General features: G+C 33.2%; 8 protein-coding genes. 6 read left to right on the plus strand and 2 right to left on the minus strand.

The window, feature by feature from the left end; translation table 11 throughout:
- Window position 1: 1 nt before the first annotated feature.
- Window positions 2-982 (plus strand): phage late control D family protein, encoded by a 981-nt coding sequence (locus tag ABWU33_RS01640; protein WP_226079607.1) that lies wholly within the window; start codon window positions 2-4, stop codon window positions 980-982.
- On the opposite strand, the gene ABWU33_RS01645 is transcribed toward ABWU33_RS01640, so the two are convergent.
- Window positions 948-1,484, minus strand: a complete 537-nt coding sequence (locus tag ABWU33_RS01645) for an ankyrin repeat domain-containing protein (RefSeq protein ID WP_208571646.1) — start codon at window positions 1,482-1,484, stop codon at window positions 948-950. The genes ABWU33_RS01640 and ABWU33_RS01645 overlap by 35 nt on opposite strands.
- Window positions 1,485-1,608: 124 nt before the next feature.
- On the opposite strand from ABWU33_RS01645, the gene ABWU33_RS01650 reads away from it, so the two are divergent.
- Both ABWU33_RS01650 and ABWU33_RS01655 read left to right on the plus strand, forming a co-directional pair.
- Window positions 1,609-1,827 (plus strand): hypothetical protein, encoded by a 219-nt coding sequence (locus ABWU33_RS01650; protein WP_012673232.1) that lies wholly within the window; start codon window positions 1,609-1,611, stop codon window positions 1,825-1,827.
- A 4-nt stretch (window positions 1,828-1,831) separates the two neighbouring features.
- Window positions 1,832-2,752, plus strand: coding sequence for a patatin-like phospholipase family protein (locus ABWU33_RS01655; protein WP_226079692.1), 921 nt, complete (start codon window positions 1,832-1,834; stop codon window positions 2,750-2,752).
- A 201-nt stretch (window positions 2,753-2,953) separates the two neighbouring features.
- On the opposite strand, the gene ABWU33_RS01660 is transcribed toward ABWU33_RS01655, so the two are convergent.
- Window positions 2,954-3,097: a hypothetical protein gene (locus ABWU33_RS01660; RefSeq protein WP_226079608.1), complete on the minus strand. Its 144-nt coding sequence runs from the start codon at window positions 3,095-3,097 to the stop codon at window positions 2,954-2,956.
- Window positions 3,098-3,627: 530 nt separating this feature from the next.
- On the opposite strand from ABWU33_RS01660, the gene ABWU33_RS01665 reads away from it, so the two are divergent.
- From ABWU33_RS01665 to ABWU33_RS01675, 3 genes are all read left to right on the plus strand, one after another.
- A complete protein-coding gene (locus ABWU33_RS01665) occupies window positions 3,628-6,228 on the plus strand; it encodes an ankyrin repeat domain-containing protein (RefSeq protein ID WP_226079609.1) in 2,601 nt (866 codons plus the stop codon).
- 95 nt (window positions 6,229-6,323) lie between these two features.
- The gene (locus ABWU33_RS01670) at window positions 6,324-7,403 is read left to right on the plus strand and encodes an ankyrin repeat domain-containing protein (protein WP_174516910.1); all 1,080 of its coding nucleotides are present in this window, start codon (window positions 6,324-6,326) and stop codon (window positions 7,401-7,403) included.
- A 372-nt stretch (window positions 7,404-7,775) separates the two neighbouring features.
- Entirely contained in the window at window positions 7,776-15,200 is a 7,425-nt protein-coding gene (locus tag ABWU33_RS01675) for an ankyrin repeat domain-containing protein (protein WP_265014488.1), read from the plus strand.
- Window positions 15,201-15,281 lie beyond the last annotated feature (81 nt).

The following is a 15,281-nucleotide window of genomic DNA, read 5'->3' on the forward strand; positions in this document are numbered from 1 at the left end:
AATGACACCAGACTTTAGTATTTCAGTAGAGGGAATTTTAATCACTGAGTTGATAAAAAGTCGGTTAGTATCAATGCATATTACTGATGAAGCTGGAGTAATAAGTGATACTGCTGTAATTCATCTTGATGACCGTGATTCATTATTTGAAATTCCTAGAACTGGGGCAAAGCTAAATATTTTACTTGGGTATAAAGAAACTGGCATTGTGCCGATGGGAGATTACATAGTGAATGAAATTACGCTACAAGGCCCGCCACAAGGACTAAAAATCAAGAGTCATGCAGCGGATCTAAAAGAGTCATTAAAGGAACAAGTGTTTAATGAGTGGCATCAAATCACCTTAAATGATTTGGTAAAAAAGATTGCAGACAAACATGGCTATCAAGCTAAGGTTGCTGCAGAGTTTGTAAATATCATGATATCACATATTGATCAAACTGCAGAGAGCGATATGCATTTTTTAACCAGGCTTGCTCAAATTTATGGAGCAATAGCAAAACCTGCAGGAGGATATTTACTGTTTGTTTCAAAAGGAAAAGCAAAATCAGTTACCGGAAAAACTTTAAGCACTATTACTTTAACACCTAGAGATATTACAAATTGGAAAGTAAAATTTAATGAGCGTAATCAATATGGCTCGGTTATTGCTTACTGGTATGATTATGAAAAAGCAGAGACAATAACGGAAAAAGTAGGTGATCAAGAACCAAGCTATATTTTGCGAGATATTTATGCAAGTAGTGATTTGGCACAAAGTGCAGCATCTGCGAAGTTGAATCAGCTGATGAGTAATGCAGCAACACTCAATGTCACAATGCCAGGAAATCCTGAATTATTTGCTGAAGCAAAGATTAATCTTTCTGGATTTCGCAAAGGAGTTTATGGTAAATGGATAATAAATAGGGCTGAGCATGTAATTGATAACCTTGGCTATCGTACTATTGTTACGGGAATAATTGATAGTTGGAAAGTAAATTGATAATTTCCTCATAGATATCTTCTTTATTATTGTTTAATTCCTCTACAGCAAGATCTAAAGGAGTTTTTTTATCTTTGTTTTTAGCAGAAGGATTTGCTCCATTTTTCAGTAGAAATTTAGCAATTTCCAGATGTCCTTTTCGTACAGCATAGTGCAGAGCTGTCCAGCTAAAAGCATCAGTAGTATTTACATCAATGCCTTCTTCAATTAGAAATTTTACGACTTCTAAACAGCCTCCGCTTGTAGCATAGTGTAATGATGTTGCACCAAAATGATGAGTAGCATTGATATCTACTACATTTTTTATTAAGGATCTTACAGTATCTAAATTACATTTTTCAGCTGCAGTAGATAATGTTTCCAGATCATTGCCACTTGCCTTACTTTTTATTGGCACATCTTTTGATAATTGGTCTGTACTAAAGTGCTGATACAGAACAATAACGCATATTATCGGTATTATTGAACTTGTTAACAATTTCCAAAAAAGGCTAGATTTCATGTTGATTATATTATTTACATCGCTTGTTTAGTGCAACTAATTAACTTTATTTTAGAAAAGATTTTTTGGACGTATTTTTGATGAATCTTGTATATGTATATATACAACTTTTCCTTTAAAAAAGATGACAAACACAGGAAAGATCCCTGTAGCAGTAATTGCTACTATGGTGATACAAACAATAGCATTGATCTGGTGGCTAGCTAAGCTCGACTTAAGAGTGCATATGCATGATAAATTTATAGAGCAAAATCAAAGGACTACAGAAATCATCTATCGCCTTGAAGAAAGGGTCAAAAACCTTGCTGAGGAAGTTAATGAACTTGAGCAGAGACAAAAATAAAAAAGTGGCAAAGTATATTTTATCTGTTGATGGAGGTGGAATCAGAGGAATAATTCCTGCCATTATTCTAGCAGAAATTGAATCTAGGACAAAAAAGCCAATTTCCCAGATTTTTGATTTAATGGCAGGCACCTCAACCGGTGGGATTATTGTTGCTGGACTTTGTAAAAGCAATAAACCTCAATACTCTGCCAATGATTTAGTTGGACTTTACCAAGAGTATGGAGCTTATATCTTTCAATCATCATTTTGGAGAAAATCAATTGCTTCTTGGCTGAGTGGTTCTCAGTACTCGTATAGAAATATGGAATTTATTCTCAACAAATACTTTGGTGAAAGTACTATGGCCGATGTTGCAAGTAATCTACTGCTCACCAGTTATGACATTCACAATAGTTGTGAATTTTTCTTCAAAAGTTGGAAAGAAAAAAACATTAAGTTGAAAGATGCACTCAGAGCTACAACAGCTGCTCCAACGTACTTCACACCAAAACGTCTGAAAATTAGCCAAACAGAGAGAGTGTTGATAGATGGCGGAGTGTTTGCTAATAATCCAGCAGCTTGTGCATATGCAAGTGGCAAGAGATTATTTCCAAATGATGAGATTATACTGCTATCAATAGGCACTGGTGGAACAAATAGAAGTATAAAGTATGCTAACTCAAGGAGATTTGGCAAAATAGGGTGGATCAAGCCACTACTGAATGTGATGTTTGCTTCTGGATTGGATTGCGTTGATTATCAACTAGAACAAGTAATAGATGATAAATACATAAGAATACAATCGCAATTGAAAGTAGCATCGACTGAGATGGACAATATTACACTCAAAAATATCAAATTTCTTCAGCAAGAGGCAAGTAAAATGATAGAGGATAACCAGAAAGTGATAGACAAATTCTGCAAGCAAAATCCAAAACTATAACTGAGCTAGAAAAACGAAATAAGCGAGTTTCTAGTATCTACTTTAATAAATTTACTAAAATATTTTTTTAATATTATATATTGAATACAGAAGCACAAGAATTTCATTCAGCAATGCAGATAATTAATTATGTAATTACCTTTGTTGATATTTTAATATATTGTATAGAAATCAGTAAACTAATGTTGCTTTTAATTCAGGTTAAGTTTTGGAAGCGTGATTTTCAAGTTCCTCAATAGATAAATCTGTTATTTTAGAAATAGCATCAACAGAAACGTCCAACATACGTAGATTATTTGCAACCTTTATTGACTCTGCTTTGTAAATCGGGAATGTTGCTACCAAATGTTGACATTAAACTTTATGATATGAGGTATCTTTGATGTTTTTACGCTACTAAATTCATGATATCCATCTCTTGGCGATTTAAGCCTATTTTTAGAGTATTGATAAAAAGACGATAAGACCCCTTCTACATCTAAAGCCTAAAATGCAATTCTCAGATGATCTCTGACAGACGTTTTTTTCATCAACACATTCAAAACAATAAAAAGATTGAATATTTCTTCACAATTGTGTATAATTATTAATGCTTTGGTGCACGTAACGATTATACTTTAAAAAGAATGTTGGCTACTGAGAAGAATGAAGACATCATCATCAGCGAAAAAAAAGGGGCAAAAACAGAGAAAATTGACGTAGCTACTTAAGGCAGGTGTCTCTATTGCAGCTGAGACAACTGATCTACTCATGATCAAATGAAGAAGTTATAAGCATACAGATTGGATTACAGTATCTTTTTTAAGAAGAAGATTTATCTTGCTTAAAAACTTGTAGATACTATATTTTATATAAATTCTTCATGCGAGGCCTTTATGTTTACTAATAGAATATCTAATAATCTGGATCAGCTGCAATTTTTTGTAGAGTTTTTAAATGAAAATTATGAAATTCAGAAACATCTTAGTCTTACACCACTACATTTAGCAGCAGGAAATGGTCAGTTGGATTTAGTCAACACTTTATTAGGAGAAGGTTTAGATATTAATTCAGAGATTAAGTACGATGGCTTTACGCCACTGTATTTTTCAATTGCAAAAAATCGCTTAGAGATGGTTAACTTTCTTATTGCTCATGGAGCAGATGTAAACCATAAGACCATTCTAGGCTTTACACCTTTAAGTTTTGCATCCCAGCAAGGATATTTAGATATAGTCAACACCTTGATTGCAAATGGAGCAGATCTTAGTACTAAAACAGATAAACTTAATACACCTTTACACCTAGCAGCAGAGAATGGTCATCTAGATATAGTAAATGTTTTTATTGAAAAGGGATTAGATGTTAATGCTGTAAATAATGATCGAGCAAGACCTTTGCATTCTGCAGTACAAAATGGTAACCTCGAAGTAGTTAAAGCTCTTATTTCACAAGGGTCTAATATTAACGCTGGATCTTCAGGCATAGGTAATCATAAAGTTGATGCAAACATTACACCCTTACATCTGGGAACACAAACTGGTAGGTTAGATATAGTTAAAGTTCTGCTTGAAGCGGGAGCAAACGTTAATGCAAAAACAGATGATAAGATTACACCTCTACATTTAGCGTCTCAAAATGGCTTTTTAGAGTTAGTAGACATTTTACTAAAAGCAAAATCTAATGTTAATGCTAAGGATTATGAGAATCTTACACCTCTACATTTAGCAGCAGAACGTAATCACTTTGGAGTAGTTAAGTCTCTTCTTCTCGTAAGGGGAATTGATGTTAATGCTAAGGACCACGATAATTCCACAGCTTTACATATAGGATCTCAGAATGGTCACTTAGAAGTAGTGAAGCTACTAATAGAGAAAAAAGCCAATGTTAATGCTAAAAAAAACGAAGGTTTTACACCTTTGCATCTAGCAATTCAGCAAAGTCATTTCGAGGTGAGTGATTTTTTAATTAAAAATGGAGCAAACATTAACACCGTGGATGATCAGAATTGGACTCCTTTACATAATGCAGCATATAATGGTTTTTCTTTAAAAATAGTAGAGAGCTTAATTGCAAAAGGAGCAAATATAAATGCAAAGATGGATGATGGTAGAAGAGCTCTACATTTGGCAGCAGAACATAATCACTTGGAAATAATGAATTTCTTGATTGAAAATGGAGCAGATATTAATGCTCTAGATAACAGAAGTTGGACTCCTCTACATTGTGCAGCATATGATGGTAATTTAGAAGTTGCTAAATCTTTGCTTGATAAAGGAGCAGACATTAATGCTAAAACAGTTAAAAGTACTACACCTCTACACTTTGCAGTAGACCATGATCATTTAGAGGTGGTTGAATTGCTCTTAGAAAAGGAAGCAGATATTAATGCTTTAGATCACACAAATTGGACTCCTTTACATTTTGCAGCAGAAAAAGGTTATGATCAGATAGCAACCGTTCTATTGAAACATGGTGCTGATGTAAATGTAAAAGAAAATCAAAATAAAGGCACAGCCCTACATCTTGCAGCTCAATATGGTCATCCTAAGGTAGTTAAAACTCTTATTATAAATGGAGCGGATGTTAATGCAAAAATGGATAAAAATGCTACGCCTTTACACTTAGGGGCACAAATTGGTAATTTAGATATAGTTAGGTCTCTACTTATGAGCGGAGCATACTTTAATGCTAGAGCTGAAGGAGGTAGATATGTTTTACCATTACACTTTGCGGAAAGAAGAGGAAACCCAGAAGTAATAAAATTACTAAAATTGGTTGAGAAGTTATTTAAGGCTATAGAAGATAATAATTATTTAGGAATTGAGAGTTCCATTAGAGATGGAGCAATCATTGATTCGAAGAACGTGGATGGAAGAACGCCATTACATTATGCTGTTAATAATGGGCACATAAAAGTTGTAAATATCTTGCTAGCAAATGGAGCTGATGCTACTCAAGTTACTAACAAGGGTAATACACCATTACACACTGCTGCTTCCAAAGGTCATAAAGAAATTATTGAAGCTTTGTTACAACGTGTAAGCCACAATAAATTGAGTGATTTTATTAATGCTAAAACTACTTCTAGTGGTACTACATCACTTCATGTTGCAGCTAAAGGTGGCTCCTTGGAAGTTGTAAAATCTTTATTAAAACATGGTGCAATTTATAACATCAAGAATAAAGAAGGTAAAGCACCACTTGATCTTTCTCGAGACCAAAATATTACTAACCTATTGAAATTAGTAGAAGAGCTGTTTGAGAATGCAAAAAATGGTAATGTTGAAATTATCAGTAAGCTGAAAGCAATAAAACCTGATGAGCGCGTAGCTGTAACAAATGCTCGTAATGATCAAGACAAGTCATTAATCCAGGTTGCAGTAATCAATAAACACTCAAACCTTGCAAGTAGATTATTAGAAATATTAAAAAGTCCAGATCAGAGTTTACAAGATGTCAGCGTAGAAAATCGAGTAAAGAGTTTAAAGTTATAGCTCTCTTAAATGAAACTCTAATGAGGGTGCCAAGATCTAGAAAATATACAAAAATTTTGTTACAAAATAGTGAAATTTAGGAGGATTTTAAAAATATGCTAAATAATAATATTAACAAAGAATTAGAAAAAGCAGTCTATGAACGAAACTTAGAAAAAGTTAAAGCTCTTTTGTCTGCAGGTGCTAATGCTAACCTTAGAGTAGAAAGGAATAGAGATACGTTACTTCATACTACTAGTAGTGTAGAAATTACTAAAGAGCTTTTGTTAGGTGGTGCCGAAGTCAATTCAAGAAACATGTATAGTGAAACTCCACTACATTCTGCTATAACACTGGGGAAGGAATTAGAATTAGTTAGAGAACTTCTGAAACATGGTGCTGATGTAAATGCAACAAACCGTAAAGGCAATACTGCACTGAACCATGCTGTAAAAAAAAGTGGTAAAAATCTGGAAGTAGTTAAAGAACTATTAGAATATGGAGCTGATATTAATATAAGAAATCGTGAACGACGGCTTTATGATAATTGTTCCACATCTTTAGATAACGCTGTAAGTGATCTAGCATGCGCTAAATTGTTGATTAAATTTACTTTAGTAAGGAACTTCAATAAGGATTACGGAAAAATTATTGACTTATCTCCTTATAAAGGATGCAGTAATTACAGTAAATTATCAAGTTATCTAGATGACTGTGTTTGTGAAATTCTTCAAATGAAAACAGATGAAATAAAAGATAGCCTTCCACTATATGAATTTGTTACAAATAACTTCAACATACATGTACTATATAATAATCAATTATCTGTAAGACTAGCAAAAATTGATTATTCCATACGCTATCCTATATATAATGATATCATATTAGATAAGGTAAAACCTTTTTTAGAAAGAGCAGATTTGTTAAATAAGTTAAGTAAGATACAATTTTATACTAAATTAGATGTGGCAGATCAAGATGCCAAAGAAAAGAAAATTATTCTGGATCATGATTCTACATATAATATAACTGAATATCTATCTAATGATAACTTGTTAAACTTTATAGTAGCGTTTGATGATTCCAATAAACGTACTTTTCAATCTTTAAGTTCCTTAAATAATCTCGTAGAGCCTGGTACAAGACTTTATGAAACTTCTATAAGTAATGATACCAAACGTGCAAGATTAGAATAAATACATTTTTTGTCAGTACTAGAGTTTTTTATGAACAACAATTAGTCGTATGGTTCCAGAGAGGTGATACATAAGAGATTGCTATAATGCCAAAACACTAAACTTAGTGCTTTTTTATGTAAGTTGATCATCATTTCTCTTTGTTGTTTTCAAACGGGTTATTATTAGTAGGTGTTACTAATAATTTAAACAACCAACACATTTCCCACACCCAAAATCAAATGTTGTGAAGGCTTTTCGTCCTGAAATTGCAGGATTAGTAGATATTCTCTCAAAAATATTTTATTAACAAAAGATGCTATTTTAATTTTTGCCATATTAAGTAAACTTTGCTATTCTAATACTGGTGTAAATATATCTCAGAGAGGGTTTATGCATGTACCTAAACAACAAACCAGTTTTTATCAAGAAGATAAACAGTTTTTATCACGTTCTTACACATCAAAAGAGGAGTTTATTAGAGAATATAAAAAGCTCTACCGCAGAAAAGCAAAAGCTGAAGAACTTTATCTCCTGGTTTTAACTGAACTCGAAGAGGCAATATCAGATGGTAATGTCGACAGCTTAAAAAAATTAAGCAATTTTATTGATTACATAAGTGATGCAGAAGATCAAGTAACTTTGAGAGACTATTATGATAATGCTAACAATCCTGTTAAGAGTACTAACTTAGTTATCTTAGCTTGTAAACACAATAAGGTAAAGATTTTAGAATACCTACTTGGCAATAATAGTAAAATTCTCAGTAATTTATCTGTTGGCATCAGAGAAACTACTATATTACCAGATGATGAGGATGAAACATGCCATAATGCGTTTTATTATGCTATACGTTCAGGTAATGTTGAACTTCTTGATACACTCATTAATAAATGGCCAGGTAATTATTTTGCTGTTCATTTCAGGGAATTAGATGAAATTCTTTCACGAGCTTATGAGGAATTAAAACTAAAGAACGTATTCTTGTCAGAAGAGATAGAAATTTTTGTTGAAAATAAGTTGATAAACCTCCGTTTTTTCTCTAGTGCTTCTGGACAAGATCAGAATGTGAAGAGTTATCTTAATAACATAAGAGAGCGGATTGAGTTAGTACTTCAAAATATTAGCCTGTTAAAGGCAGAGTATTCAAACACAGAAAAAGTAGATGAAAAGTTTTTATTCATAGCAAAATTTATTGCACAAAATATTCATATATTAAAGCGGCAGTTGAAATCAACCTACGATAGACTACCTTGGGAAGAAATGGAATTTTGTTTGATCAGTTTTGTTTCTTCTCACATAAAACGACAGGAAATGAATCTATTCTATAATGCCACATTGAATAAAAGTAAAATACTAGACCACTTGGAAAATTTTGCAAAGAAACTTAAAGAAGAAAAAGATATTATAGAAGGTGTGGACATTGGTAAATTTGCTGATCTCCCGAAGTTAAAACGTGAGAGGGTTGTTGCAGAGATCGTTAGCAATTATCCTCAATTTGGAGAGTTGTATAGCGATTATCAACAAATTAGGGATATTCATTCTTTAGAGAAAATAAGTGATTATATAAAGTTGGCATTATCAGCTAATCCTAAAGAAAGGGAAGGACAGTTAATTATTACAAGGGTTTTACAGGTTATTGGTGAATATTTAAAAAACACTCTAGAATCTCCCAAGTTATCTAGCACTACAAGCGAGCTTCTTCTACTATCATTACCAAAGAACACAAGAGAAGTCATTATAGATTTACGTAACTCACTATCACATGCTTACTCGCTCTCTAAAAGAACAGAGATTGAGGAAAATACAGATGTTAACTTTTTTATTGGTGTTCAAAATGATACTAAAAGAATCGATAATGTAATTACTGATATTCTTTACAATAACAAGATTAAAATAGTCATAATATTGCTAAAGAAAATTACCAGTAGTGAAAACTTAGACGAGATAAAAGAAGTTGCTGGAATATTTAGTAACGTTGAATTAGATGAAATGATTACAGAGAGTTTTAAAGTGATGGAACATGATAAGCTTGAAAAACTCATAAAAGAATTAAGCAATAATATAACTGAAAAGACGAATTATGAAAAGGAGCTGTTTAATAAAATTGATAACATAATCAATTTTGCAAAAACTAAATCAAAAAATATCAGAACTGATTATGTTACGGCGTTTATATCATTAAAGAGCTTAGATGTTGGTTTGAATGACAATAAGATTGACCATAATGTTATTAGAGGAATAAAATTCTTTGCTAATAAAACACTAGAGAATATTCCTTCCCAAATAGAGTCTCACAATCTTAAAGAAATAGCCGAACTATCAATGAAAATTTCTCATAGTGTTAGGTCAAGAATACAGGATGACAACCTTGATAAAGTAAATAGATTAACTTGTGAGATTTTTTACATTGCTGAACTTGGAACAGGTGACCTTAAATGGATTGAGGAATTAAGAAACAAGTTGAATGAGAAAGGTTCGTTTATTCCTATACATAAACAAAGGAAGGCTTACAACATAACAGAAGAAAAATACAATAACCAGCTTGAACTGAAGTTATCTGAACTGAAAAGTATTTTGAGGAATAACGCATTAAGTGGCAAGTTAACTGAAAAGCTTCCTTCCTACAAGAGGAATAAAAAGTTGCAAGCAGTAGTAGAAATGCTTGTTCTGGATATAATGTCAATTTTAGGTAGATCAGAGAAGCATCTAGAAAACAATCTACTTTTTTTAGATGATAACACTCCTTTATTAACTGGAAAATGTTTGCGTAATCATTTAGCACACGATAATACCTTAGTTGATGTATTGTTATCTGATCCCTCAATAGCAGTTATCTTGAACGCTAAAAAACTTATTTCAGAAAATGTAATAAAAAGTAAGAAGAAAATTGGCAAGTCGGTAAGAGATGATCCTTCCAAGCTGAAAGATAAATACGATCAAAACCTTATCACTATTACTAATCAGGAAAAAATGTTTGCTGCGTTGGAAGAAGGAAATCTTGAAGACTTAAAGAGTTATCTCAAAAAAGGAGCAGACATCAATGCTAGAAGTATTAACTCATGGACTACATTACATTTTGCTGCTAAGGGACCTAGTCTTGAAATTATAAAATTTGTTCTTAATCAAAATTTAGACGTTAATGTTAAAGATATTAATGGTCAAAGCCCACTACATATTGCTGCTGCATATGGAAGGAAAAATATTGTGGAATTTTTTATAGGAAAAACAGGTGTATATGTTGATGATCTAGATAATAGTGGCAAAACATCACTACATATTGCAGCTAAAAATGGTCACAAAGATGCTGTTGAAATTCTACTAAAAAATAATGCTAATACTAATACCAAAGATATAGCTGGTTTTTCACCTTTACACTATGCAATAAAAAACAATCATATTGATGTTGCTAAGATTATGCTGGAAAAAGAAGCGAATGTTGACATCAACGAAACTATGGGTGGCTTTACTTCACTACATATAGCTGCAGAAAGTGGTTATCTAGGGCTAGTTAATTTTTTACTGAAAAATGAGGCAAATGTTAATGCAAGAAACGATAAGGAGGGAATACCATTACATACAGCAGCACTAAATGGCCACCTAGAAGTAGTGAATGCTTTAATTCTCAAAGGAGCCGATGTTAACTCCAGAGTTATAGATGGTTGTACACCATTACACTATGCAATAGAAAACGGTCATGAAAAGATAGCTAATATTTTATTGAAGCATGGAGCTAATGTTAATGTTGTTGACAAAACCTATAATAACACACCTTTGCACTACGCAGCAAAAGATGGACATGAGAAAATTGTTAAGGCTTTACTGACAAATAAGGCAAATGCTAGTATTGCCACTGTGGAAGGTATAACCCCACTACATTTTGCAGTGCAGAGTGGCCACTTGAAGATAGTTGTTGCTCTTCTCGAGCATGGGGTTAACATTCGCGCTAAAGATAAAAATAATGCTACGCCATTACACTATGCAGCAGAGAGTGGTCATAAGGCAGTTGCTGAGCTTTTAATAAAAAATGGAGTAGAAATCAATGATAAAGCCAATAATAATCTAACACCATTACATGTAGCTGCTCTGAAAGGTCACAAAGATATTATTGAACTCCTAATAAGAAATAAAGCTGAAGTTAGAGCTCAAGATATTAAGGGTAGTACACCATTACATGCAGCTGCGATGAATGGTAGCAAAGATATTATTGATCTTCTAATAAAAAATAAAGCTGAAGTTGATGCTAGAACTAATGATGGCATGACGCCATTGCATGTAGCTGCTCTAAGTGGACATAAAGACGCTATTGCTTTTCTAATCAAAAGTAAAGCTGAAGTCAATACTAGTGCTAATTATGGCCTTACACCTTTACATGCAGCTATTGTGGGAGGTCACAAAGATATTGTGAATCTTTTAATAAAAAATAAAGCTAAAGTTAACACAGAAGGTATTGCAGGTAGTACACCATTACATGTAGCTGTGGAAGGAGGTCATAAGGAAATCGTTGGAATTTTGGTAGCAAATAGAGCCAGTGTTAATGTTAAGAGTAACAACCTAACACCATTGCTTTCTGCTATTAAGCATAATCATAAGGAGATCGTTGAAGTTCTTGTAGAAAATGGAGCTAGTGTTAATGCAGAAGGTGGTGAACCTTTATCATTAGCAGTACTCGCTGGTTATAGGGATATTGTAGAGATTTTGCTAAAAGACAAGGCCCATATTGATATAAAAGGTCCTGAAGATGCTACACTATTACATTTGGCTGCTAAAAGAGGACATAAGGGGATAGTAAATGCTCTGATAGAAAGGGGAGCCAATGTTGATGCTATGACTATTAATAGTATAACACCATTATATCTTGCGGCACAAGAAGGCCATGAAGAAATTGCTGAAGTTTTGATAGCAAACAAGGCTAATGTTAACTTTGTAAATGTTGAAGGTACTCCACTACATATAGCTGCAGGACACGGCCATGTTAATGTTGTTGAAGTCCTATTAAGTAATGGAGCAAAAGTTAATGTTAAGGATAATAAGAGCAGAACACCTTTAGAATTAGCAGTTGCACATGGTCATTTGCAAGTGGTTAAAATGTTACTGCAGTATAAAAAAGTAGATATGAATGCTAAAGGCAATGATGATTGGACTATACTGCACATTGCTTCACAGGAAAGTAACTTGGAAATGGTAAAATGTCTAGTAGATGAAGGGTCTAATATTAATGCTAAAAATGCCTCTGGATCAAAGCCTATACACATTGCAGCTAGAGAAGGTTATAAAGATACCGTAGAGTTTTTCCTTAGCAAGGGGTTGAGTATTAATGAGCTTGGTACAGCTAACCAGACATTACTACACTATGCTGCAATGAAAGGTCGGTTAGAAGTTGTAAAGTATTTGATAGCACAAGGTGCTGACGTTAATGCTAAAGATACTAATGGCTTAACCCCTATGCATATTGCTGCTAATTTTGGTTATAAAGACGTTATTGAAGTTTTATTAAAAAATGGTGCAGTTTATAACGCTGTTGACAAGCTTTGTAGAAGACCATTAGAAATGACTAACGATAAAGACGTTATCAATCTATTAGCATCAACTGAGAAATTATTTGAGGCTGTAAAACGTAATAGCTCTTCAGAGGTTGAGAATTACATTAAAGCAGGAGCGTTTGTTAATGCCAAAAATGCTGATAGTGTAACACCATTATATTATGCTGCATGGAAGGGCTATGATGGAGTTGTCAATATTCTATTACAAAATAAAGCTAATCCTAATGTGGTTGGTAACAAGGGGTTTACTCCTCTGCATTATGCTGCTAAGTTCTCTCACTTAAAAGTTGTAAAGGCCCTATTATCTAATGGTGCAGTATACAATGCTGTCTCTGACAGTGGGAAAACACCATCAGATTTTACTGTGGATAAAAGTATAACTAGCTTATTTAAACTAGTCAGTGAATCATTTAAAAAGGTTAAAGATGGTAATGCTCAAGTTATTAATGACCTAAATAAGATAAAGGATATTGATACAGTAAAAGCAGTGATGAGTGCTCGTAATAGAGAGAACAAAACGTTAGTAGTTGCTGCAGTACATAGTAACTTTTCAAAAGTCGAGCAGTTGAAGCAGATATCGCAAAGTGACGTATCCGCTCAGATTGATACAGCTTTAGTGCTCTTGAATCAAGGCAATTACCAAAAAGCCTTAAGTATTTTCAGAAGCGCATTTGAAAGAAGAAAAGAAATACTAGGACCAGACAATCCTGGTACTTTAGATATTCAGACATATATAGCCAAAGTGCTATATAAGCAAGGAATTTACCAAGAAGCTTTAAATATGCTTAAAGAGATTTTTCAGAAACAAAAAGAAATGCTGGGTTTAAACGATAAGGATACTTTAAGTACAAGAAGTACAATCGCTTTAGTGCTGCATAGACAGGGGAAAGATGAAGAAGCTTTTAATATTTATCAAGAAGTCTATCAGAGACAAAAGGAAATACTAGGGTCAAATCATTCAGATACCTTAAATACTCAGTTTCACATGGCATTAGTATTAGATAAACAGGGAAAATATGAAGAAGCGTTAAATATCAATAGGGCAGTTTTTGAAAAGAGGAAAGAAACACTAGGTACACATGATCTAGCCACTGTGAGTGCCAAAAATAATATAGCAATGGTACTAGCTAACCAAGGTAAATACGAAGAGTCCTTAAAAATCTATAAAGAGGTTTTTGAAAAGAAGAAAATAATTTTAGGTATTAATCATGCTGATACCTTGAGAACGTTACATAACATTGCTGGGGTACTCTTCAATCAAAATAAATATCATGAAGCCTTGAAAGCTTTTCAAGAGGTTTTAAATATCCAGAAAAAAGCTTTACAACAAAATCACCCAGAAACCTTGAATACTCAATACAACATAGCAAATGTACTTTTTGCTCAAGGGAAATGGATCAGCGCACTTAAAGTCTACAGAGAAAGTTTAGATCAAAGAAAAGCTGTTTTTGGACCAAGTCATCCGAGTGTTTTAGATATTTTAAAAAAGATAGAGATGATTAATTTTAGATTTAAGCTTGAGGGTAGCGAAGCATCAGAGGTTCTCCAGCATCTGCAGAAAGATATCAACATTGCTGCTAGTAAAGGTGATATACGAACTGTTCAGCGTCTGTTAAAAGATGGAGCTGATGCCAACGATAAAGATATTGATGGAAGAACACCGTTGCATTACGCTGTTAGCAATGGACACATAGATATTGTAAACATCTTACTAACAAATGGAGCTAACGTTAGTCAAGTTACTAATAAAGGTAATACACCATTACACACTGCTACTTCCAAATGTTACAAAGAAATTGTTGAGGTTCTGTTACAACATATCAGTCGTGATAAATTAAATGACTTTGTTAATGCTAAAACTACTTCTAGTGGTACTACATCACTTCATGTTGCAGCTAAAGGTGGCTCCTTGGAAGTTGTAAAATCTTTATTAAAACATGGTGCAATTTATAACATCAAGAATAAAGAAGGTAAAGCACCACTTGATCTTTCTCGAGACCAAAATATTACTAACCTATTGAAATTAGTAGAAGAGCTGTTTGAGAATGCAAAAAATGGTAATGTTGAAATTATCAGTAAGCTGAAAGCAATAAAACCTGATGAGCGCGTAGCTGTAACAAATGCTCGTAATGATCAAGACAAGTCATTAATCCAGGTTGCAGTAATCAATAAACACTCAAACCTTGCAAGTAGATTATTAGAAATATTAAAAAGTCCAGATCAGAGTTTACAAGATGTCAGCGTAGAAAATCGAGTAAAGAGTTTAAAGTTATAGCTCTCTTAAATGAAACTCTAATGAGGGTGCCAAGATCTAGAAAATATATAAAAATTACAGTGGACTTTACATCTTACTAAT

Source organism: Wolbachia endosymbiont (group B) of Cyclophora punctaria (assembly GCF_964028235.1).
Taxonomy (GTDB): Bacteria; Pseudomonadota; Alphaproteobacteria; order Rickettsiales; family Anaplasmataceae; genus Wolbachia.

What these genes read in the sequence shown, in the direction of transcription:
- ABWU33_RS01645 (WP_208571646.1), bottom strand. Translation starts at nt 1,484, where the DNA reads ATGAAATCTAGCCTTTTTTGGAAATTGTTAACAAGTTCAATAATACCG.
- ABWU33_RS01675 (WP_265014488.1), top strand. Translation starts at nt 7,776, where the DNA reads ATGCATGTACCTAAACAACAAACCAGTTTTTATCAAGAAGATAAACAG.
- ABWU33_RS01670 (WP_174516910.1), top strand. Translation starts at nt 6,324, where the DNA reads ATGCTAAATAATAATATTAACAAAGAATTAGAAAAAGCAGTCTATGAA.
- ABWU33_RS01665 (WP_226079609.1), top strand. Translation starts at nt 3,628, where the DNA reads ATGTTTACTAATAGAATATCTAATAATCTGGATCAGCTGCAATTTTTT.
- ABWU33_RS01640 (WP_226079607.1), top strand. Translation starts at nt 2, where the DNA reads ATGACACCAGACTTTAGTATTTCAGTAGAGGGAATTTTAATCACTGAG.
- ABWU33_RS01650 (WP_012673232.1), top strand. Translation starts at nt 1,609, where the DNA reads ATGACAAACACAGGAAAGATCCCTGTAGCAGTAATTGCTACTATGGTG.